Raw genomic sequence first — 20,598 nt, 5'->3', positions numbered from 1 at the left:
GTTCGGCGAGCGCTTCGACGCTTGAGTATCTGAAACCGCATGGACCGGGACAGATACACAGACTTCAGGACACTCCCGATTAGGCAGTTCCGAAAGTTGACTGCGAAAAGACGCGGATCGGCTTCTCGGCGAACCAAGAAAGCCTCCGCGCCTTCTGCAATTGTCAGCATGTGGCGTCACCCCTCCATCGCCTCCAGCTGATCGATGAATCCTTCGATCATGCTCAGCCCCTTGTCCCAGAACTTCGGGTCGCTGGCGTCCAGTCCGAAGGGCGCCAGCAGGTCCTTGTGGTGTTTCGATCCGCCCGCCTTGAGCATGTCGAAATACTTGTCCTGGAACCCTTCGGGCGCCTCCTGGTAGGCGGCATACAAAGCGTTCACCAGCCCGTCGCCAAAGGCATAGGCGTAGACGTAGAAGGGCGAGTGAACGAAGTGCGGGATGTAGCACCAGAAGGTCTCGTAGCCCTCCATGAACTCGAAACCGCCGCCGAGGCTTTCCGCTTGCACCGACATCCAGAGCGCGTTGATGTCGTCCGGTGTCAGCTCGCCGCCGCGACGGGCCTCGTGCAGCTTGCATTCGAAGTCGTAGAAGGCGATCTGGCGGACCACGGTGTTGATCATGTCCTCGACCTTGCCCGCCAAGAGGACCTTGCGCTCGGCATCGTCCTTGGCGTTCTCCAGCATGCGCTGGAAGGTCAGCATCTCGCCGAACACGCTGGCGGTTTCCGCCAGTGTCAGCGGCGTTGACGACAGCATCTCGCCCTGTCCCGCCGCCAGCACCTGGTGCACGCCGTGGCCCAGCTCATGCGCCAGGGTCATCACGTCACGCGGTTTGCCCAGGTAGTTGAGCATGACGTAGGGGTGCACCTCGGTCACGGTGGGATGGGCGAAGGCGCCCGGGGCCTTGCCCGGTTTCACCGCCGCGTCGATCCACCCCTTGTCGAAGAAGGGGGTCGCGATCTCTCCCATGCGGGGGTCGAAGGCGGTGTAGGCGTTCATCACCGTTTCGCGCGCCTCGTCCCAGGTGACGGTGCGGGTGGCCTCCATCGGCAGCGGCGCATTGCGGTCCCAGACCTGCATCACGTCCAGGCCCAGCCACTTGCGCTTGAGCTCGTAGTAGCGATGGCTAAGGCGCGGGTAGGCGTCGACGACGGCGTTGCGCAGAGCCTCGACCACCTCGGGTTCGACGTCGTTCGACAGGTGGCGGCCGGTCTGGGCCGTGGGCATCCCGCGCCAGCGGTCCAGCACCTCTTTCTCTTTGGTCTGCGTGTTGTGCACGCGGGCGAAGGTGCGCAGGTTCTCGGCAAAGACGCGGGCGAGTTCACGGGCTGCGGCCTCACGCGTGTCGCGGTCCTGCTCGGTCAACAGGTTCAGCGTGCCCTCGATGTTCAGTTCCTCGCCGTCCACCTCGAAGGTCAGCCCGGCGATGGTCTCATCGAACAGCCGCTCCCAGGCGTCGCCGACGACGCCGAGATCGTGCAGGAATTTCTCCAGCTCATCCGACAGCTGGTAGGGCTTCATGGCGCGCATCCGGTCAAAGGCGCGTTTGTAGCGGTTCAGGTCGGCGTTGGCGGCAAAGAGCGTTTCGTAGTGGTCGTCACCCAGGCGGTTGGCCTCGAGCGAGAAGAAGACCAGCGGGGTGGTGTAATTGGTGATCTTTTCCTGGCAGTCGGACAGGAACTTGGCGCGCTCGGCATCGGTGGTCAGCTGGTAGTAGCGCAGGCCCGCAAAGGACATGATGCGCCCGGCGATGGTCGAGATCCGCTCATTCCGCTGCACCAGCGTCAGGAAGGCGTCGGCGTCCAGCGTGTCCAGCTTGCCTTCGTAATCCTCGGCAAAGCTGCGGCAGGCCTCTTCGAGCCAGTCGAGATCGCGTTTCAGTTCGGGCGCGTCGGGGGAGGCGTAGAGATCGGTCAGATCCCATTCGGGCAGATCGCCGAGGTTCTTGCCCCCGGCACTGGCGTTGGCGTCGAAAAGCGGTGTTTTGGCGAACGTGTGCATGGGGAACCCTCTTGTCGTTTCCCTTCACATAGGGGGCGCGCCCGCGCGAAGGCAACCGGCGCCCCATATTTTTGGAGGGGTTGACGCAGAAAAGATTTCGGATCGTCGGGGGAGTCTGGCTAAGCTTTCCCCAGGGAAGAAACAACAATCGAATTCAGGGAGGAGATTTCAACATGTCGAATGCTTCACTGCTTTTGGGTGCGGGCGGCCTTGTGATCGGGGTTCTGGCCGGCGTCGCCTTCAGCGGGTCGGACAGCCCCGCAGACCTGCGCAAGGTCATCGATGACACCGTGGTGCCCGCGCAGGAGGCGGCCGAAAAGGCCGCCAAGGCGCATGAGGAACAGCTGGCCGCCCTGCAAAAACGGCTGGACGCGCTGGAAACCGGGCTGGCCGAGAACGCGCCGGACATGACCGCCCTGACGACGGGCCTGTCCAAGGAGATGACCACCAAGCTGGACGACCTGAGGACCAAGCTGGGCGACGACATTGCCAAGACCTCGGCGGCCCAAGCCGAGACAATCAAGGCGTCTCTGGCGGACCTGTCGAAGGGGATCGAGAAAACCACCCGGGTGGCGGCCGCTGCGGTGGCCGCGCCGGCCGATGCAGGGCCTGATGCGGCGGAGGTGCCGGAACCTGACAGCGGTATGGCGTCCGCCGATGTGTTGGGCGTCGGGGATACCGCGCTTTTTGCCGACGGTGCGGTGCGGGCCTTTGTGTCGCGGATCGATGCTGATGGCGGGTCCGTGCGGCTGTCGGTGAACGGCGCCTTGGTGACACTGGGGGCGGGAGGATCGACCGCCGTGTCCATGGACGGCCGGGACTGTACGGTCACGGTCGCGTCGATGAGCGCGCGGGGCGTGACGCTTGGCTCTGACTGCGGGGTGATCCCGCCCGCAGCAACCGTCAAGGCGCCCGACAACGGCGTGATGCCGGGGCACACGGTCAGCCTTGCCGACGGTGCCTTGCGCGTCTTCGTGTCCAGCGTGAACAGCGACGCCCAGGAAGCGCGGATTGCCGTGAACGGGGTTCAGACCCAGCGTGTCGCCGCCGACAGCAGTCTGGGTGTCGATGTGGGGGACCGGTCCTGCACGCTTCGCGTTACCGGGATCGGCGAGGGCATGATCGGTTTCGACGCGTCCTGCGGCTGAGGTCCAGCGTGGCTGACCCGGCCCTGGTGGGCCGGGACAAAGGGGGCGGGATCAGAACCGCCGTTCAAGCGTCAGGTGAACAGCGCTGCCACCGCGTCCGTCGGTGGCGGCAAAAAGGACGCTGGTATCGGGGCGCAGCTTGTAATCCAGCGCGATGCCATAGGCGTCGTCCTTGGCGCCATCTGTGAACTCGCCAAAGGCCATCATGTCCAGTTTCGTGCTGACGGGAAAGACGAGGTCCAGCGCAATTGCGTCGGGCTTGTCGTTGACCTCGGGGTGTAGCCAGGTCACGCCGAAATCCGCCCGGCCGATGTCGAACCGCGCGCCCAGTTTGGCGTTGATGCCGTGGTGATCCATCGTGCGAGAGGTCACGGTTTCCACCGCGCCCGCCAGTTGCCAGCCATCGCCGTTGTAGGTCACCGCGACAGAGGCGGCGCGAAAGCTGCCCTTGACCGCGTCGTGCAGCGACACCGCCACATCGGTTTGGCCAAAGCTCTGCTGCCAGGACAGGCCCCAGGGCACGGCGGTGCGGCGCATGGCCTCGACCGTGGCGTGGGCGCGGCTGTACTCTGCGCGCTCATAGGCCAGGTAGGGCGCGGCGCGGGCAAAGACCGAGGGCAGAAGCTGGTCATAGGCTGGGCGCACGACGCCGGCGCGCCAGGTGTCATTCCAGGCGAAGGCAACATAGGTCTCGTGCGGGCGCTTGCCGTCCAGTCCGAAGAGATAGGTGCCAAATTCCAAGGCCAGCGGATAATCGCGGCTGAGCGGGATCGACGCGGTGGCGTCGATCACACCGATGCCGGACAGATTGCGGTAGTCATGGGCACTGATGGCCACGCTCCCCTCGATGTCGAAGGACTGCGCATGTGCGGCAGCGGGCGCGATAAGCCCGAGGCAGAGCAGGAGAGGGCGGAGCATGTCGGCAAGGTCCAGTTCAGAGTACCGGGCCATGTACCCACAACGTCCCTTGTGCTGCCAGTCGGGAAAACCGGACATTGGTCCTGATGTGGCATTCCCGTCAGCCGTAGGCTGCCAGGAGCGCCCTCAGGTCGTCCAGCGTGTTGGCCTCTTGCGGGGATTTGTCGTTACGCCAGCGGGACATGCGCGGAAATCGCAGGGCGAGGCCCGACTTGTGGCGCGGGCTGGGCTGGATGCCTTCAAAGGCGATCTCGAAGACATGTTCGGGGCGGACCTGCCGAACGGGGCCGAACCGTTGCTGGGTGTTCTTGCGCACCCAGGCCGTGATTTCGTCGAACTCCTTGTCCGTGAGTCCTGAATAGGCCTTGGTAAAGGGGATCAGCTCGTTGCCCTGCCAGACGGCGAAGGTGAAGTCGGTAAACAGGTTGGCGCGGCGACCGTGGCCTTGCTGGGCATAGATCATCACCGCGTCAACGGTCAGCGGGTCGAGCTTCCATTTCCACCAATCGCCCTTCTTGCGGCCTGACAGGTAGGCGCTGTCGCGGCGTTTCAGCATCAGCCCCTCGGCGCGGTGGTCGCGGGCCTTGGCGCGTGTCTGGGCGAGATCGACCCAGGTGTCGAAAGACACTGTGGGCGAGGCCTGGACCGGGGCGTCTCCCGGCAGGTCGCGCAGTATGGCATCCAGCCGGGCGCGGCGGGTCGCCAGCGGCTGGTGGCGCATGTCCTCTCCCTTGTCCTCCAGCAGGTCGTAGGCCAGCAGGATCACCGGCGCCTCGCGCAGCAGCTTTTTCGGTACGGTCTTGCGCCCGATACGCGGTTGCAGCGCGCTGAACGGCATGGGCTGCGCGTCGTCCCAGGCCAGGATCTCGCCGTCCAGAACGGTGCCGGGGGGCAGGAAGTCGGCGGCGCGGGCAAATTCGGGGAAGCGATCGGTCATCAGTTCCTCGCCGCGGGACCAGACGTGATGGGCCTGGTCGCGCAGGATCAACTGACCGCGGATGCCGTCCCATTTCCATTCTGCCTGCCAGTCCTCTGGCGCGCCCAGCGTTTCGGGCGCATCGTCAAGCTGGTAGGCAAGGTAGAATGGATAGGGGCGGCTCTGGTCGGCGGCGGGATCGTCGGCCTCGACCAGGGCGTGAAAGCTGGTGGTTTCCGGCGTCCATCCGCCCATCAGCTTGTGCGCCAGCACCGCCTCGTCCTGTTTTGTGGCCTGGGCCAGGGCGTGGGTCATCAGCTTGCGGCTGACGCCGATCCGGAACCCGCCGGTGATGAGCTTGTTGAACAGGAACCGCTCGGTGGTGTCGAGCTGGTCCCAGGCGTCAAGGATCCGGGGTTTCCGGTCCACCAAGGGGACCTCATGAAGTCCGCGCAGGACATTGATCCAATGTGATAAACTGTGGTCCGAGGCCTGTGTCGGTGGCGGCAGGACCAGCGCAATCGTCTCGGCCAGATCACCGACGATGGGATAGGATTCCTCGAGCAGCCACAGAGGAATGCCGGCCCGTTCGGCGGCCCACTCCCGCAGGTTGGTGGTGGTGACCGCACGTTTCGGGCGGCGGCCCGAGAACAGCGCGATACACCAGAGCTTGTCCGCGTCAGGCGCTTGCGTGAAATATGCCGACAAGGCCGTTGTTTTTACGCTGGTTTTCGTGGTTTGGTCGATCTCTGTAAAAAGGCGGGCAAAGCGTTTCATGACGCGGTTTCACCCTCGGCCCCGTCTTCGCCTCCGAACTCTGTCGGGACGATGGCCGCATCATAGCCCTGGTCGTTCAGCCAGCGAGAGAAGATTTCCGTGTAACCATGCGTTACATATATCTTTTCCGCTCCGGAGGATTTGATCGCTTCTTGTAGGCCGGGCCAGTCGGCGTGGTCGGAAATGACGAACCCCCGGTCCATGCCCCGGCGGCGCCGGATGCCGCGCAGACGCATCCATCCAGAGGCAAAGCCGGTCGAGGCCGGGCCGAACCTGCGCGCCCATGTGCTGCCCAGGGCCGATGGCGGCGCGATGACCAGGGCGCCTTTCAGCGCCTTCACATCCGTGTCGGGCGTTACCTGGAGGGTCTCTGGCAGCGGGTAGCCCTGCGCGCGCAACACGGCGTTCGTGGCCTCGACGGCGCCATGTGTCAGGATCGGCCCCTGTGGCTCCAGCATGGACATGAGGCGCTGCGACTTGCCCAGCGAATAGGCCCCCAACATCGATGTGCGACCGGCGGCGGCATTGGCCGCCCACCAGGCGTTGATCTCTGCCGCGACCTCGGCCTGCCCGGGCCAGGTAAAGACCGGCAGGCCGAAGGTGCATTCGCTGATGAAGGCATGGCAGCGAACCGGCTCAAACGGTTCCGACAGGCCATCGTTCACCACCTTGTAGTCGCCCGAGACGACCCAGACCTCACCCTCCACCTCGACCCGGATCTGGGCCGAACCGGGCAGGTGGCCGGCGGGATGGAAGGACACGCGCGCGCTGCCGATCTGCCGCGTCTCGCCATAGGCGACCCCCTCGGCCGAGATCTCGCCCAGGCGATGGCGGATGACGGGCAGGGCGCCTGTCGTCGCCAGGTAGGCCGCGTGGCCAGGGCGGGCATGGTCGGCATGGCCGTGGGTGATCAGCGCGCGGTCGACAGCGCGCCAAGGGTCGATATGGAAATCGCCCGCGGGGCAATAGATTCCGCGATCTGTGAATGTGAGGACGGGTTGGCTCATGCGCCTGAGGATAGGCGGTTTTTGCCGCTGGGCCAGTGCGGGATCGGAAAGGGCCGCTGGCTCAGGCGCGCAGGGCGGTGCGGCTTGTGGCGCTGTCGAAATGCGCGGCGATCTCGGACAGGACACGCTCTCGGATATGGGGGCTTTCCATCAGGATCTCGTGTTCGCCGCCCTCGACCATGTCGAGCCGCCCGTTGCGCCAGCGCGCCATGCGCGAGCGGATGCGGTCGACGTCGACGATGCGTTCATTGGTGCCGCAATAGCAGATGCAGGGCTGTTTCGGAGAGGGACGTCGCGCCAGGCGGCGAGTTTCGGCCAGCGCCTCGTGCAGCCAATGCAGCGACGGACCGCCAAGCTGCAGTTCCGGGATCGCCAGCACCTGGCGGCGCATGTAATCCCATTGCTCGGTGTCGGTGGTCAGCAGGTTGTCGTCAAAGGCGTTGGAGGCGACATAGCTGTCGGCACCGGTGCCCGGCGCAAAGAGATGGCCCAGGCCCACGGATTTCGACATGCGCGAGATCGCCCAGGCCGCGGGGCGGACCGGGTCGGCGATGCGGATGCCCCACATCGGGCCGGTAAACACGCAGGACGCCACGTCCAGCCCGTCAGAGACCGCGCGAAACCCGATGCAGCCGCCCATCGAATGGCCGATCAGGTGGCGCGGGCCGGGCAGGCCCAGGTCGTCGGCCAGTTGTACCATGCTGGCGACATCGCGCTGGTAGTCCTCGAAGACGCCGACATGGCCGGTGCGGCGTTCGCCCAGCATCCGGTCGGCGAGGCCCTGCCCGCGCCAGTCAATCGCCAGAACGTGATAGCCCGCATCCGACAGGAAGCGGCTGACACGACCGTATTTTTCGACGTATTCGGTGCGGCCCGGGAACATGAAGACCGTGCCCCGCGCCCCGTTGCTGCCGTAATGCGCGATGCGCACACGCAGCCCGTCCGAGGTGGTCATCCACCAGGCACGGGCGTCTGCCGGACCTTCTGCAAGATCGGCGTGGAAGGGCGCGGGAACGGCAGTCATCAGGCCAGGACCTGTGCCAGGCGCATGGCGGCAGACATGTCGCCCTCGATGGCAAGCTTGCCGGACATGAATGCGGAGGTGGGGTCCAGATCGCCTTCGACAATGGAGAGGAAGGTATCGGCGCTGGCGGTCATGGTCACATCTGCCGCCTCGTCCCCGGCATGAGCGCCGTTTTCGTCGATGATCAGGCTGCCTTCGTCCTCAATGGTCATTTTCGCGGTTCCGTCGAACCCGTTGCCGCCCATTTTTTCGTTCAGGGCTTTGACGGCCGCGTTGACTGTGTCGCTCATTTTCGCTCCTAAAGCTTGCTCTCATAATCGTGCGCTGGCCAACTGGCGTACAGACGCTACACTCAGCACAAGTTATGAGGACGGCACATATGGATTACGAACGTATCCTCGCGGCATTTTGCGCCCTAGTCATGATTTCCCTACCTTCCTTCGGGAGGGCGGAAGATCGCGCGGCAGAGCTGCTGGCAGAGCTGCAGGAGGCCGAGACCGCGACCGCCGCGCAGCGTCTGGAAAGCCAGATCATCGCCGAGTGGTCCAAGTCCGGTTCGGCCAGTATGGACCTGCTTTTGAAACGCGGGCGGGACGCGCTGGAGGTCAAGAACCACAAGGCCGCGATCGAGCATTTCCGCGCCCTGACCGACCATGCGCCGGAATTCGCCGAAGGCTGGCACGGGCTGGCGCTGGCCTATTTCGGGGCCGAGAAATTCGGCCCGGCGATGGACGCGCTGGAGCGTGTCCTGGCCTTGAACCCCAACCACTTCGCGGCGCTGCGCGGCGTCGGGGCGATCAACGAACAGGTGGGAAAACCGGCCCTTGCCTATCGCGCCTTCGAGAAGGTACTTGAACTCAGGCCGCATGATCCCGACGTCGAAAAGGCGATGGAGCGGCTCGAGCGGGTGGCCATCGGTATCACGCTCTGACGAGGCAGACGGGCGCGGCCTTATGTGCGGGTCACAGCCCAAGACATAGGCGGCCCAATGGCCCAGAATTCCCGGATCGCGGCCGTTCTCGGCCCGACCAACACAGGCAAGACCCATTACGCCATCGAGCGGATGCTCGGCTATCGCACCGGGGTGATCGGCCTGCCGCTGCGCCTGTTGGCGCGCGAGGTCTTCGACAAGATCGTGGCGATCCGCGGCCCCTCGGTTGTGGCCCTTGTGACGGGCGAGGAACGGATCGTTCCGCCCCGGGCGAAATACTGGGTCTGCACGGTCGAGGCCATGCCCGAGGGCATGGGCACGGATTTTGTCGCCATCGACGAGATCCAGCTGTGTGCCGACCCGGAACGCGGACACGTTTTCACCGACCGCCTGCTGCGGATGCGCGGCACGCATGAGACGCTGTTTCTGGGCTCCGACACGATGCGCGGGCCGATCGGCGCGCTTGTGCCGGGGGTCGAATACCTCCGCCGCGAACGGATGAGCCAGCTTGTCTATACCGGCTCGAAGAAGATCAGCCGCCTGCCGCCGCGGACTGCCATCGTCGGTTTCAGCATCGACAATGTCTATGCCATCGCGGAACTGCTGAAACGGCAGAAGGGCGGCGCGGCGGTGGTCATGGGAGCGCTGTCGCCCCGGACGCGCAACGCCCAGGTGGACCTCTATCAGAACGGCGAGGTCGATTACCTGGTGGCGACCGATGCCATCGGCATGGGCCTGAACCTGGACATCGACCACGTCGCCTTTTCTTCGCTGACGAAATTCGACGGGCGCCGGATGCGCCCCCTGCAACCGAACGAACTGGCACAGATCGCCGGGCGTGCGGGGCGCGGCATGTCGAATGGCACCTTCGGTGTCACAGGTGATGCCGGGCCGATTCCGGATGAGTGGGCAGAGGCGATCTGCAACCATTCCTTCACGCCTCTGAAAAAACTGAACTGGCGCAGTTCGTCACTCCGTTTCGGCTCTATCGACGCGCTGGACGCCAGCCTGGACGCCTCGCCGGACCATGAGGTGCTGATCAAGGCGCGTGAGGCCGACGACCTGCGCGCCTTGCGCGCCCTGGCCTCGGAGGCAGAAGTGCGGGCGCGGGCCTCGGACACGGCATCGGTGCAGTTGTTGTGGGATGTCTGCCGAATCCCCGACTTCCGCGGAATTTCGCCGGCGGAACACGCGGGTCTGTTGAGCGTTATCTTCGGGCACTTGCATCAAAACGGAAGCGTGCCCGATGATTTCCTTGCCCGACAGATCAACAGGATCGATCGGACCGATGGCGACATTGACACATTGTCGAAACGGCTGGCGTATATCCGCACATGGACTTATGTGGCTCAGCGAAAGGGCTGGGTCGCGGACGAAGACCATTGGCGCGGGCGAACACGCGCTGTAGAAGACGCCCTGTCGGATGCCCTGCACGAGCGTCTGACGCAAAGATTTGTAGACCGGCGCACCAGTGTTCTCTTGCGCCGGTTGAAACAGAAGGAGGCCCTCTTGGCCGAAGTGAACGATCAGGGTGAAGTCACCGTCGAAGGTCATCTCGTCGGCAGGCTCGAGGGTTTCCGATTCCGGCAGGACAAGGATGCGACAGGCCAGGAGGCCAAGACGCTGCGGCAGGCAAGCTTGCAGGCGCTGACGCCGCATTTCCACCTGCGCGCGGACCGATTCTACAATGCGCCCGATACCGAGATCGACTTTACCGAACAGGGTGGGTTGATGTGGGGCGACCAGGCGGTCGGCAAGCTGGCCAAGGGCGATGATCCGCTCAAGCCGCGCGTGGTGGCCTTTGTCGATGACGAGGCCGGGCATGACGTGGCCGAGAAGGTCACGCGCCGCTTGCAGCATTTCATGGATCGCAAGATCGCGGCCCTGTTCGAGCCGCTGTTGAAAATGCGCGACGACGAGGCCCTGACCGGGCTGGCGCGCGGTTTTGCCTTCCAGATGGTCGAACAGATGGGCGTGATCCCGCGCGCGCAGGTGGCCGATGACGTCAAGGCGCTGGATCAGGATGCGCGCGGCTCGCTGCGGAAGCACGGCGTGCGTTTCGGACAGTACACGATTTTCATGCCCCTGCTGCTGAAGCCTGCGCCGACGCGACTGCGGCTTGTGCTGTGGGGGCTCGCCAACGGGCTGGACGAATTCCCCGAGGCGCCGCCGCCGGGGCTGGTCACGGTGCCGAACATGGAAGAGGTGCCGGCGCAGCATTACACGCTGGCGGGCTACCGCAAATCCGGCGCCCGCGCGATCCGCATCGACATGCTGGAACGTCTGGCCGACATGCTGCGCGCCGAGGACAGCCGCGGCGGTTTCGAGGCCAAGGCCGACATGCTCTCGATCACCGGCATGACGCTGGAACAATTCGCCGACCTGATGCAGGGACTGGGCTACCGCGCTGAAAAGGGTGAACGCGAAAAGGTCAAACCCGCCGATGCGGTGGTGGCGAGCGAGGCGGGCGCCCCGGCCGAGGACAAGCCGGTCATGGACGCGGCCGGTGAAGAGTCTGCGGGCGTGACCCCGGATGCGGCCGAAACCCCGGAGCCGGCCGATGTGGCCGAACCGGTGGCGCAACTGGAAGATCAGGGCGAGGCCCCCGTTTCGGCTGAACCGGCGGAACCTGTGGCCGAGACTCCGGTCCCCGAGACACCCGAAGAGGAACTGACCCCGGGCGAGGCGCCGGACGAAGCGCTGGCCGGGCCCGAGATGGAGGTCTTCTATTCCTTCACCTGGGGCGGCAATCGCGGCAACCAGCGCCGCAGCGGTGGCAAGCCCCGGCGGGACGCGCGTGGCGGTGACGGGGCCAAGGGTGGTGGACGTCCGCAGCGCGGCGACCGGCAGGACAACAAGGCCGGTGAACGTCCGCGCGGAAAAGGTGGCAAGCCCAAGGGCAAGCCGCCGCGTGACGGCGGTGGCCGCAAGTTTGAGTCGCGTCCGCCCAAGAAGGACAAGCCGATCGACCCGGACAACCCTTTTGCGGCGGCGCTCATGGGGCTCAAGGACAAGACCTGAATGGGTGAAGGCCCCGCCAAGATCCGCCTGGACAAGTGGCTCTGGCATGCTCGGTTTTTCAAGACGCGCTCGCTGGCGGCCAAGCTGGTTTCGGGCGGACATTGCCGGGTGAACGGGGCGCCGGTGGCCAAGCCGGCCTTCATGGTGGGGCCGGGAGACACCCTGACCTTTCCCAAGGAGCGCGACGTGCGGGTGATCCGTATTGTCGCGCCCGGTGAGCGGCGGGGCCCCGCACCGGAGGCGCAGGCGCTCTACGAGGATCTCGATCCGCCCAAGCCACGCGAGCGTGAACCGCAGGCGCCGCGCTACGACGGCGGTGGACGCCCGACCAAGAAAGACCGCCGCGCATTGGACAAGTCGCGCCCCTCGGCGCTTGAATGATCCGGACCTCTGGATTAGCTAGGCGCAAAAGCGCGCCGCGAGGAACGAGAAGCTCATGACCTACATCGTCAACGATGCTTGCATTGCCTGCAAATACACCGACTGCGTCGAGGTGTGCCCTGTGGACTGTTTCTACGAGGGCGAGAACATGTTGGTGATCCACCCCGATGAATGCATCGACTGCGGTGTCTGTGAGCCGGAATGTCCCGCCGACGCCATCCGCCCGGACACGGAGCCGGACATGGAGAAATGGGTGGAGTTCAACCGCAAGTACGCGGAACTCTGGCCGGTGATCATCTCCAAGAAGGATCCTCTGCCTGAGGCAGAGGAGCGCGATGGCGAGTCCGGCAAGCTGGAGAAATATTTTTCCGAGACTCCGGGCGAGGGGGGCTGAGTCCCCTCACCAGAGCGCGGTCGAGGACAGCACTTAGAACACAAAGTCGAACGCGTCGACGTTCGTTGCCGTTGCATTCTTGACGATGAAACGGGGCATGTTGATCGTGCAGGCCCCGTCGATGTCGAAACTGTCCGGATTGCCGTCCATGTCGAGATCGATATGAATGCGCATCGAGGTTCTATGCTGGGTGATCACCAGTTGATCGAAGGTGAGCGCAGAGCCTCCGTTGAAGGTGCGAAGGCGGTGACGGAAATCACATCCGACCCGTCATAGGCCGTCTCGGGGCCCCGCTGTGTCCTCGAAATCGATGGCGTTGTTCCAGCCGAGACCCGTTTCAAAGACGAAAGTGTCCGCATCCGGGTCTCCGATCGCCCTGTCGCCGCCTTGGGGCACGCCGCAGCCGTGGCGGGCTCAGAAAAGGCCGCTGGGGTGGCCTTCGGGAATGGCCGCGAAGTTCAATGGCGTGACCTGGATGTCGATGGGATCGTCGTAGAAGCCGTCGGACTGCCCCGGATTGATCGACACGCTGAACGGTGTGGCAATGGATGGGATAATCTATAGTGAATAGCCGATGACCAGGTAGGTGTTGCCAGGCGATGGGACGGCGTTGATCGTGAGGATGGAGGCTGTCCCCTTGTTCGGAGCGGTGTCCGAGTTGAGGCGATGGCTTGTGCCGGCGCTTGATCCTGTGAAATACTCGTCTTCAGGAATTGTAACCATGACTCGTACCCGGAAATACTCACTGCAATGAAGGGTCGTGAGCCCAGCATAGCATACACGCGACGGTTTTGAGGCGACAAAAGGCGAAGGTGCTGCGGTCCGGCGCCGATTCGTTTATAACTTGTGCATTGGATCGAGTGTCCGGGTTAAGTTTTTGAAACATTGAAACTTTTATCGGAATCGAAGGGCGCTAGGATGCTTTCGCATTCTGTGCTATACATGTTGTTCACATGATGAATGCACGTTCGGGGCGTAACGCCCGACGACCCTTCGGGGCATAACCAGACTGTATGACATAAGATGAGCGGGAATCCAGCGGTCCCCGGTCGTCTTTTTTGTCGCCTAGTCAACTGATGAGTTGCGAGGAACGACCTATATGACCAAGACCAAGAAAAACGACTTCCGTCCCAATGACTATGTGGTCTACCCGGCGCATGGCGTCGGCCAGATCGTGTCGATCGAGAAACAGGAGATCGCCGGGATCAGCCTCGAACTCTTCGTGATCTCCTTCGAGAAGGACAAGATGACCCTGCGCGTGCCGACGCACAAGGCCACCGAAGTCGGAATGCGGTCGCTGTCGTCCCCGGATGTGGTGAACGAGGCGATGAAGACGCTCAAGGGCAAGGCCAAGGTCAAGCGCGCGATGTGGTCGCGCCGCGCCCAGGAATATGAGCAGAAGATCAACTCGGGCGATCTGATCGCCATCGCCGAAGTGGTGCGCGACCTGCACCGCGCCGACGACCAGCGCGAGCAGTCCTACTCGGAGCGTCAGCTGTACGAAGCCGCGCTGGAGCGTCTGACCCGCGAAATCGCCGCCGTTTCCGGCGACGAGGCCGCCGCCGCCAAGCAGGTGGATGAAGTTCTGGGTCTGCGCGCCGCGTAAGCTCTCCGCGAAACTGAAACGAACTGACCGCGTCCCCCGGGGCGCGGTTTTTTCGTTCGGCCAGGGTATTACCTATCGGATTGGTCAGGGTCCTGTCGCTTGTCCTTCTCAAGGGACGACAGATACTGCCTCTCAGCCGCGTCAAGGAATGTCACCAAGCACATCCTCAGCATAAGGCATAACAACACGACGAATAGCCCGTGCGATGCGGCAAAGTGAAAGTAGAAGCCGAGTGCTGAAACCTCGGTTGGACCGGTGCCTTTGAAGTCTACAATATAGGTGCCGGCTGTCCTGTCGAACGCCAATGGCACCCCGTCCACGACAAAGAAGCAATAAAACACAAGTGAGAAAAGGCTGAAACGAAAAAGGCGATCTTCAAATTTGGTGAGTGGTTGAGTGATCCAAAGGAAGGCAGAAAACAGCCCGAGCAAGAGCCGGATGCGCAGCCTTCGAATCACGCCGCGTCCTGTTTTCCGCGCTCCGCCAGCGCAGTGTACAATTCGGTCTCCAGCTCACGCTCCAACTCCTTTGACCGCGCCACATAGGCGGCGTTCTCGGCCGGGGGGATGGACGGATCCCAGAGCTGGGCCAGCTCGCGGATGGTGCGGCGGTCGTGGTGGTAAAAGGTTTCTTCGGCAATCGCCGCCTCGAATTCGCTCATGCCGACGTTTTCCAGAACGTAGCGCCCGGCGCGCAGGCTGCTGTCGAACATCTCGCGCACGATGTCATTCGCCCCCGCCTGGTAAAGCGCGTAAACATGCGTCCGGTCGCGGGCGCGGGCGACGATGTGAATATCGGGGCGGATGCGGCGGGCATAGGCCACCAGCTTGGTCGTGGCCTTGGGATCGTCGAGGGCCGCCACCAAAACACGCGCCGAATCGATCCCTGCCGCGTGTAGCAATTCGGGCCGGGTCGGATCGCCGAAGAACCCCTTGACCCCGAACCGCCGGATCAGCTGGATCGTCTTGATGTCATGGTCCAGCACCACGGTCTTGTGCCCGGCCGAACGCACCAGCCGGTTGACGATCTGTCCAAAGCGCCCGATCCCCGCGATCAGCACCGGGCCTTCCTCGTCGATGGAATCCTCTTCGGCGCTTTCGGCAATCTTGCTGAACCCCTTGTTGAGATAATCGAACAGCAAGAAGAGCAGGGGGGTGATCAGCATGGTCATGGCGATGATCAGCAGCAGCCGCCCGCCGAGATCGGCGGAAAAGACGCTTTGCTGGCGGCCAAAGGAGATCATCACAAAGCCGAACTCGCCGGCCTGGGCCAGTCCCAGCGTGAACAGCCACAGTCCCCGTTTGCGCAGGCCAAAGGCGCGCCCCAGCCCGTAGAGCACCGCGCCCTTGACCAGAATCACCGCCAGCGCAAGCCCGAGGATGGTCAGCGGTTCCTGCAGGAGCGACCCGATGTCGATGCCGGCGCCGACCGTGATGAAGAACAGCCCCAGCAGAAGCCCCTTGAATGGGGCGATGTCGGATTCGAGTTCGTGCCGGAACTCGGAGTTGGCCAGAACGACGCCGGCGAGGAAGGTGCCAAGGGCCGGCGAAAGGCCGACCAGCATCATCAGAAAGGCGATGCCGATCACGATCAGCAGGGCGACGGCGGTGAACATCTCGGGCAGATGCGCGGCGTGGATGTAGCGAAACAGCGGCCGGGCGCCATAGACACCCGCCAGGATGATCGCGGCGATCACCGCTAGCGTCACCAGCGCCGCACCCCAGCCGGGCAGGCCCTCGACCAGGGACATGGCCGCGTGATGGGCGTTTCCGGCGTGATCGTCGGTCTGCTGCAGGAAGGTCCCCGGGCTGATGAAGGCGGGAATCGACAGAAGCGGCAGGATCACGAGGATCGGAATCACCGCGATGTCCTGGGTCAGAAGGACCGAAAAGGCGGATCGCCCGCCATTGGTCTGCATCAGGTTCTTTTCGTTGAGCGTCTGCAGCACGATGGCGGTAGAGGACAGCGCCAGCGCCAACCCTACGGCCAGCGCCGTCGGCCAGGCAAGGCCAAGCGCCATGCCTCCGGCGAGGATCGCCGAGGTGGTCAGCAGGATCTGCAGGCCCCCGAGGCCGATCAACCTGTGCCGCATGTCCCAGAGCGCGCGCGGCTCCAGCTCCAGCCCGATGATGAACAGCATCATGACCACGCCGAACTCGGCAAAGTGCTGAATGTCGACCGTGTTCACGACCAGCCCGAGTCCGGGCCCGATGGCAAGACCGGCCAGCAGGTATCCAAGTACCGACCCCAGGCCCAGACGCGCCGCGAGAGGCACCGCGATCACCGCGGCGAGAAGAAAGACAGAAGCCTGAAAAAGAAAGGAGTCCACGCGCTTCTCCGCTGGTTGGGCACTCCCTCATATTGGGCCGGGGAAGGCCGAAGAGGCAACCGGAGACATGTGAAATCTGCCTGCAATACAGGCAGTTTGCCCTCTGTGGGTCAGCGCTGGTCTACTCTGCGGGCACCATCGGAGGTTGGGGGCGCGGCAACCGTGGGCGCAGACGCGACCAGCGCGGGGCGCAAGCCGTGGGCAGGACCGCGCGCAAGCGGTCAAGCGTGAGGTCGCCGCTCAGGATGGCGCGGTAGAGCGGAAAGACACCCTCTCGCAGGTAAGGCGACCAGTGACAGATCAGGCGGTCCGGCGGCGCGATCGGAAAGCCCAGGCCGCGCAGCGCGGCAAGGCTTTGGGCATCGTCAAGCTGCAGCGTCACCATGTGCGGCAGGTTCACCCCACCATGTCCCAACATGCGGTCACCTTGATGCGCCGGGGGCACCAGCCGTTCCAGCAGGAAATCGAACAGGTCGTTTTCGCGGCTGGTGACGTTCAGCACCTGTGTCCGGCCGCCCTTTGCGCTGTCCAGCGTACGGCGGGCAACCTCGCCGTATTCCGCCGCTGCCAAAAGCGCGGCTCGGGTGATCGCGCCGGGGGCGCCCGCGCGCACGGCCGCCAGAGCGACGCGCGCACCAAGCGAATGCGCGATCACGTTGACCGGGCGCCGCGGGGCCAGGCGGCGGATCTCGCGCACCAGCGCGGCCAGGGCCTCTCCGGCCAGGGCCGCGCGCCGGTGTGCCGCCCAGATCGAGCCGCGCGCCTGCCAGCCAAAGGAAATCGCGACGCGATCCTGCAGGCCGAGGCGGGCGGGCCAACTGACGACCCTGCGGTCCTCGGCGTGAGGGGCAGGGGACATCAGCGAGGCATGCGGACAATGCACGGGGTGGCCGGGCTGGTACTTGTAGCCATGCACCATGATCGTGACCGGCCCTGTATCGGCTGCCAATGCACCCGCGAGCGCGGGCAACACGGGGGCATCGTCGCCATGCAGGCGAGTCCCATTTTCGGTGACAGTGATCCGTAGCATTGGCATGGCAGCGTCCCACTACATCTTGTGCGTGGCCCTAACCCAATGCTGCGACGGTATCGTGAAGAACGGGTTACATCGTCGTGACGCCCTTGCAATGTGATCTTAACGTCTCTATGCCAACGCCCGTGGCGATTTGTTACCGGATTGCGGGCCACAGAGGGCATCGGCCCTTGAAATTCCGCTAAAGAGGTCAGACGGAAGGCTCCTTTCGCTTGACCGCGATCGGGGCTTTTTTGTTGGGAGTGGACCCATGAGCATCGAAGAGAAACAGGCGCGCGGCAAGGCGACGAACCTTGTGCATGGCGGCACCAAACGCAGCCAGTGGGGCGAAGTCAGCGAAGCGATCTTCCTGACGCAGGGCTTTGTCTACGAGACCGCCGAGGCGGCCGAGGCGCGCTTTCTCAAGGCCGGTGAGGACGAATTCATCTATGCCCGCTACGGCAACCCCACCGTGGCCATGTTCGAAGAGCGCATGGCGCTGCTGGAAGGGGCCGAGGACGGGTTTGCCTGCGCCAGCGGCATGGCGGCGGTCAGCGGCGCGCTGACTTCGATGCTGCGGGCCGGCGATCACGTCGTCTCTGCCAGGGCGCTGTTCGGGTCCTGCCTCTACGTTCTCGAAGAGGTGCTGACGCGCTATGGGGTTGAGGTGACATTCGTCGATGGCGAGGACCTGTCGCAATGGCAAGCGGCGCTGCGCCCCGACACCAAGGCGGTGTTTTTCGAAAGCATGTCGAACCCGACGCTGCAACTGGTGGACATCGCCGGGGTCGCGGAACTGGCGCACAAGGTTGGTGCCAAGGTCATCGTGGACAACGTTTTCTCGACGCCGGTCTATTCGAAGGCCATCGCGCAGGGCGCTGACATCGTTGTCTATTCAACGACCAAGCATGTCGACGGCCAGGGTCGTTGCCTGGGGGGCGTGATCCTTGGCACGCGCGAGCATATCCGTGGGGTGGTCGAACCCTACATGAAGCACACCGGCGGTTCGATGAGCCCGTTCAACGCCTGGGTGATGCTGAAAGGGCTGGAGACGCTGAAGCTGCGCGTCCGGGCCCAGACCGAGGGTGCCGAGGCGCTGGCCGAAGCGCTGGCAGATCATCCCAAGATCTCGCGGATGATCTATCCGGGCCATGCCAGCCACCCGCAGAACGAACTGGCCCAGCAGCAGTTGGGCGCGGGCGGTACGCTGGTTTCCTTTGAGGTCGCGGGTGGCAAAGAGGCGGCCTTTCGCCTGCTGAACGCTTTGCAGGTGGTCATCATTTCGAACAACCTGGGCGACGCGAAATCCATCGCGACTCATCCGGCCACCACCACCCACCAGCGTCTGAAGCCTGAACAACGGGCCTCTTTGGGCATCGGTGACGGGATGATCCGGCTGTCGGTGGGCATCGAGGACCCCGAGGACCTTGTGCAGGACGTTTTGCAGGCGCTCGACGCGGTCTGATGGCCATGTGCCGCCTGCGAGTGATCCGGGCACCGCTTTGCGACGTATACTATTTCGAGATTGGAATTGATGAGAACAATTCCTAGGTTATGCGTCGAAGACAGGCTCGAAAGGGGTGGCCATGAACGTCCACACACCGGAAATCGATCGGAAGCCCAGCCAGGAAGAGGCGGCGGAAGCGCTTGAACTGCTGCGTCGTTGGGCTTCGAAGGCCCAGGACGCCGAGATCGAGGCGCTGGATCCCCTTGTCGCCCGTCTTGCACCCGATTCGGCGCCGGATACCTATCCGGCGCTGTCGCGCGCCTATCCGGACGGGTTCAGCGTCGATGCGGACTACAAGGCGGGTCTGCCGGACCTGCAAAATGGACCGTCGTCGCTGATTCGGGGGGCGAACCGTGCGATTCAGCACGTTGGCATTTCGAATTTTCGCCTGCCGATCCAGTATCACACCCGGGACAATGGCGACCTTCACCTGGAAACCAGCGTGACGGGCACGGTCAGCCTTGAGGCGGACAAGAAGGGCATCAACATGAGCCGCATCATGCGGTCCTTCTATGCCCACGCGGAAAAGACGTTCAGCTTTGAGGTGATCGAAGCGGCCCTGGACGACTACAAGACCGACCTGGAAAGCTTTGATGCCCGCATCAACATGCGGTTTTCCTTTCCGATGAAGGTGGACAGCCTGCGGTCGGGCCTGTCGGGCTACCAGTATTACGACATCGCGCTGGAACTGGTGGAACAGGACGGGGTGCGCCGCAAGGTCCTGCACCTCGACTATGTCTATTCCTCGACCTGTCCCTGTTCACTGGAACTGTCGGAGCACGCGCGGCGGACGCGGGGGCAACTCGCCACGCCGCATTCCCAACGCTCGGTCGCGCGCATTTCCGTAGAGTTGAAGGAGGGTGAGTGCCTCTGGTTCGAGGACGTGGTGGGCATGTGTCGCCGGGCCGTCCCGACCGAGACCCAGGTCATGGTCAAGCGCGAGGACGAACAGGCCTTTGCCGAGCTGAATGCGGCTAACCCGATCTTTGTCGAGGATGCCGCGCGTCTGTTTGCGGAACAGCTGCAGGGTGACCCGCGGGTTGGGGATTATCGCGTGGTGGCCAGCCACCAGGAGAGCTTGCACAGCCATGACGCCGTCTCGGTCCTGACCGAGGGCGACCTGTTCGCGGCTGAAAGCCTGGACCCCAAGCTGTTCTCGACCCTGTTTCACGTCGGCTGATCGAATAGGCGGCACGGCCTTCGGCCCTGCCGCCGCTTTGTGCAGCGAAGGGCGCCTCACGGCAACGTGCGGCGCCTTCATGGCTTGGTCATCTCTTTTGTGAGAGGGTAAACGGCAGGGAGGAAACCGACCATACAGGATAAGGTTTCCAGTCATGACACGCGACAATGTTCAGATCGGGATGGGCCACCGTTCCCTCAACAGCCGGATCGACGTCTTCCTGACCGAAGTGGGGTTCGGGATGAACCCGGGGCAGCTGCGCAGGGCCAGATTGCGCCAGATCATCGCCCTGGAATGCGCCTCGGACGCGGAACTGGCCGGTCTGGGCATTGGGCGTGACGATATCCTGCCTTTCGTTTTTCGCGACCTGCTGGCCGCCTGACGGACGGCGTTGCGGCAAGGGTGCGGAGGGCGCTTGACAGTCCTGCACCAGCGGGCCAACGCTCC

Annotated in this window: 18 protein-coding genes; 9 read left to right on the top strand and 9 right to left on the bottom strand. The window is 63.9% G+C overall.

Annotated elements, in window-relative coordinates; genetic code table 11:
• Positions 1-176 precede the first annotated feature (176 nt).
• Positions 177-2,000: a M3 family oligoendopeptidase gene (locus tag KZZ07_RS24735; protein WP_219518913.1), complete on the bottom strand. Its 1,824-nt coding sequence runs from the start codon at positions 1,998-2,000 to the stop codon at positions 177-179.
• 173 nt (positions 2,001-2,173) lie between these two features.
• Between KZZ07_RS24735 and KZZ07_RS24730 the strand changes: the two genes are divergently transcribed.
• Positions 2,174-3,148 carry a hypothetical protein gene (locus KZZ07_RS24730; RefSeq protein ID WP_219518910.1) on the top strand — a complete coding sequence of 325 codons (975 nt, stop codon included), beginning with the start codon at positions 2,174-2,176 and terminating at the stop codon, positions 3,146-3,148.
• Between the two features lie 51 nt (positions 3,149-3,199).
• On the opposite strand, the gene KZZ07_RS24725 is transcribed toward KZZ07_RS24730, so the two are convergent.
• The 5 genes from KZZ07_RS24725 to KZZ07_RS24705 all read right to left on the bottom strand — a co-directional run bounded on the left by KZZ07_RS24725 (position 3,200) and on the right by KZZ07_RS24705 (position 8,080).
• The gene (locus KZZ07_RS24725) at positions 3,200-4,099 is read right to left on the bottom strand and encodes a hypothetical protein (RefSeq protein ID WP_219518907.1); all 900 of its coding nucleotides are present in this window, start codon (positions 4,097-4,099) and stop codon (positions 3,200-3,202) included.
• A gap of 67 nt (positions 4,100-4,166) precedes the next feature.
• Entirely contained in the window at positions 4,167-5,759 is a 1,593-nt protein-coding gene (locus KZZ07_RS24720) for an ATP-dependent DNA ligase (RefSeq protein ID WP_219518904.1), read from the bottom strand.
• The gene (locus KZZ07_RS24715) at positions 5,756-6,766 is read right to left on the bottom strand and encodes a ligase-associated DNA damage response exonuclease (protein WP_219518901.1); all 1,011 of its coding nucleotides are present in this window, start codon (positions 6,764-6,766) and stop codon (positions 5,756-5,758) included. The genes KZZ07_RS24720 and KZZ07_RS24715 overlap by 4 nt, the downstream gene beginning before the upstream one ends.
• 61 nt (positions 6,767-6,827) lie before the next feature.
• Positions 6,828-7,790: an alpha/beta fold hydrolase gene (locus KZZ07_RS24710; RefSeq protein WP_219518899.1), complete on the bottom strand. Its 963-nt coding sequence runs from the start codon at positions 7,788-7,790 to the stop codon at positions 6,828-6,830.
• Positions 7,790-8,080: an SCP2 sterol-binding domain-containing protein gene (locus KZZ07_RS24705; protein WP_219518895.1), complete on the bottom strand. Its 291-nt coding sequence runs from the start codon at positions 8,078-8,080 to the stop codon at positions 7,790-7,792. The genes KZZ07_RS24710 and KZZ07_RS24705 overlap by 1 nt, the downstream gene beginning before the upstream one ends.
• 89 nt (positions 8,081-8,169) lie before the next feature.
• On the opposite strand from KZZ07_RS24705, the gene KZZ07_RS24700 reads away from it, so the two are divergent.
• Genes KZZ07_RS24700 through fdxA form a run of 4 tightly spaced genes read left to right on the top strand, consistent with a single transcriptional unit; the run spans position 8,170 to position 12,517 of the window.
• On the top strand, positions 8,170-8,721 hold the full coding sequence (locus KZZ07_RS24700) for a tetratricopeptide repeat protein (protein ID WP_255564579.1): 552 nt from the start codon (positions 8,170-8,172) through the stop codon (positions 8,719-8,721).
• Between the two features lie 57 nt (positions 8,722-8,778).
• Complete coding sequence (locus tag KZZ07_RS24695; protein ID WP_219518893.1) at positions 8,779-11,742, top strand: helicase-related protein; 2,964 nt, start codon at positions 8,779-8,781, stop codon at positions 11,740-11,742.
• The gene (locus tag KZZ07_RS24690) at positions 11,743-12,123 is read left to right on the top strand and encodes an RNA-binding S4 domain-containing protein (protein ID WP_219518890.1); all 381 of its coding nucleotides are present in this window, start codon (positions 11,743-11,745) and stop codon (positions 12,121-12,123) included. It begins immediately after the preceding gene.
• 55 nt (positions 12,124-12,178) lie between these two features.
• A complete protein-coding gene (fdxA, locus tag KZZ07_RS24685) occupies positions 12,179-12,517 on the top strand; it encodes a ferredoxin FdxA (protein WP_043137766.1) in 339 nt (112 codons plus the stop codon).
• A gap of 33 nt (positions 12,518-12,550) precedes the next feature.
• Here the strand turns inward: fdxA and KZZ07_RS24680 are convergent, their stop codons facing one another.
• Entirely contained in the window at positions 12,551-12,691 is a 141-nt protein-coding gene (locus KZZ07_RS24680; RefSeq protein WP_219518887.1) for a hypothetical protein, read from the bottom strand.
• Between the two features lie 925 nt (positions 12,692-13,616).
• Between KZZ07_RS24680 and KZZ07_RS24675 the strand changes: the two genes are divergently transcribed.
• Positions 13,617-14,123: a CarD family transcriptional regulator gene (locus KZZ07_RS24675; RefSeq protein ID WP_043137763.1), complete on the top strand. Its 507-nt coding sequence runs from the start codon at positions 13,617-13,619 to the stop codon at positions 14,121-14,123.
• 454 nt (positions 14,124-14,577) lie between these two features.
• Here KZZ07_RS24675 and KZZ07_RS24670 read toward each other — a convergent pair whose 3' ends face one another.
• Together KZZ07_RS24670 and KZZ07_RS24665 are read right to left on the bottom strand one after the other, a co-directional pair.
• Complete coding sequence (locus KZZ07_RS24670) at positions 14,578-16,452, bottom strand: cation:proton antiporter domain-containing protein (protein ID WP_219518884.1); 1,875 nt, start codon at positions 16,450-16,452, stop codon at positions 14,578-14,580.
• Between the two features lie 121 nt (positions 16,453-16,573).
• Entirely contained in the window at positions 16,574-17,482 is a 909-nt protein-coding gene (locus tag KZZ07_RS24665; RefSeq protein WP_219518881.1) for a T6SS effector phospholipase Tle3 domain-containing protein, read from the bottom strand.
• A 253-nt stretch (positions 17,483-17,735) separates the two neighbouring features.
• On the opposite strand from KZZ07_RS24665, the gene metZ reads away from it, so the two are divergent.
• The 3 genes from metZ to KZZ07_RS24650 all read left to right on the top strand — a co-directional run bounded on the left by metZ (position 17,736) and on the right by KZZ07_RS24650 (position 20,533).
• Positions 17,736-18,929, top strand: coding sequence for an O-succinylhomoserine sulfhydrylase (metZ, locus tag KZZ07_RS24660; protein ID WP_219518877.1), 1,194 nt, complete (start codon positions 17,736-17,738; stop codon positions 18,927-18,929).
• Positions 18,930-19,050: 121 nt separating this feature from the next.
• Complete coding sequence (gene folE2 / locus KZZ07_RS24655; RefSeq protein WP_219518874.1) at positions 19,051-20,151, top strand: GTP cyclohydrolase FolE2; 1,101 nt, start codon at positions 19,051-19,053, stop codon at positions 20,149-20,151.
• Between the two features lie 154 nt (positions 20,152-20,305).
• The gene (locus KZZ07_RS24650) at positions 20,306-20,533 is read left to right on the top strand and encodes a hypothetical protein (protein WP_219518871.1); all 228 of its coding nucleotides are present in this window, start codon (positions 20,306-20,308) and stop codon (positions 20,531-20,533) included.
• Positions 20,534-20,598 lie beyond the last annotated feature (65 nt).

The organism is Mameliella sp. CS4 (assembly GCF_019392335.1).
Taxonomy (GTDB): Bacteria; Pseudomonadota; Alphaproteobacteria; order Rhodobacterales; family Rhodobacteraceae; genus Antarctobacter.
This window is presented reverse-complemented; position numbering and strand designations above follow the sequence as displayed.

Excerpts from the sequence above, each read along its gene's own strand:
- KZZ07_RS24720 (WP_219518904.1), bottom strand. The coding sequence starts at position 5,759 with ATGAAACGCTTTGCCCGCCTTTTTACAGAGATCGACCAAACCACGAAA.
- folE2 (WP_219518874.1), top strand. The coding sequence starts at position 19,051 with ATGAACGTCCACACACCGGAAATCGATCGGAAGCCCAGCCAGGAAGAG.
- KZZ07_RS24650 (WP_219518871.1), top strand. The coding sequence starts at position 20,306 with ATGACACGCGACAATGTTCAGATCGGGATGGGCCACCGTTCCCTCAAC.
- KZZ07_RS24675 (WP_043137763.1), top strand. The coding sequence starts at position 13,617 with ATGACCAAGACCAAGAAAAACGACTTCCGTCCCAATGACTATGTGGTC.
- KZZ07_RS24730 (WP_219518910.1), top strand. The coding sequence starts at position 2,174 with ATGTCGAATGCTTCACTGCTTTTGGGTGCGGGCGGCCTTGTGATCGGG.
- KZZ07_RS24690 (WP_219518890.1), top strand. The coding sequence starts at position 11,743 with ATGGGTGAAGGCCCCGCCAAGATCCGCCTGGACAAGTGGCTCTGGCAT.
- KZZ07_RS24695 (WP_219518893.1), top strand. The coding sequence starts at position 8,779 with ATGGCCCAGAATTCCCGGATCGCGGCCGTTCTCGGCCCGACCAACACA.
- KZZ07_RS24700 (WP_255564579.1), top strand. The coding sequence starts at position 8,170 with ATGGATTACGAACGTATCCTCGCGGCATTTTGCGCCCTAGTCATGATT.
- fdxA (WP_043137766.1), top strand. The coding sequence starts at position 12,179 with ATGACCTACATCGTCAACGATGCTTGCATTGCCTGCAAATACACCGAC.
- KZZ07_RS24710 (WP_219518899.1), bottom strand. The coding sequence starts at position 7,790 with ATGACTGCCGTTCCCGCGCCCTTCCACGCCGATCTTGCAGAAGGTCCG.
- KZZ07_RS24705 (WP_219518895.1), bottom strand. The coding sequence starts at position 8,080 with ATGAGCGACACAGTCAACGCGGCCGTCAAAGCCCTGAACGAAAAAATG.
- KZZ07_RS24680 (WP_219518887.1), bottom strand. The coding sequence starts at position 12,691 with ATGCGCATTCATATCGATCTCGACATGGACGGCAATCCGGACAGTTTC.
- KZZ07_RS24735 (WP_219518913.1), bottom strand. The coding sequence starts at position 2,000 with ATGCACACGTTCGCCAAAACACCGCTTTTCGACGCCAACGCCAGTGCC.
- metZ (WP_219518877.1), top strand. The coding sequence starts at position 17,736 with ATGAGCATCGAAGAGAAACAGGCGCGCGGCAAGGCGACGAACCTTGTG.
- KZZ07_RS24715 (WP_219518901.1), bottom strand. The coding sequence starts at position 6,766 with ATGAGCCAACCCGTCCTCACATTCACAGATCGCGGAATCTATTGCCCC.
- KZZ07_RS24665 (WP_219518881.1), bottom strand. The coding sequence starts at position 17,482 with ATGCTACGGATCACTGTCACCGAAAATGGGACTCGCCTGCATGGCGAC.
- KZZ07_RS24725 (WP_219518907.1), bottom strand. The coding sequence starts at position 4,099 with ATGGCCCGGTACTCTGAACTGGACCTTGCCGACATGCTCCGCCCTCTC.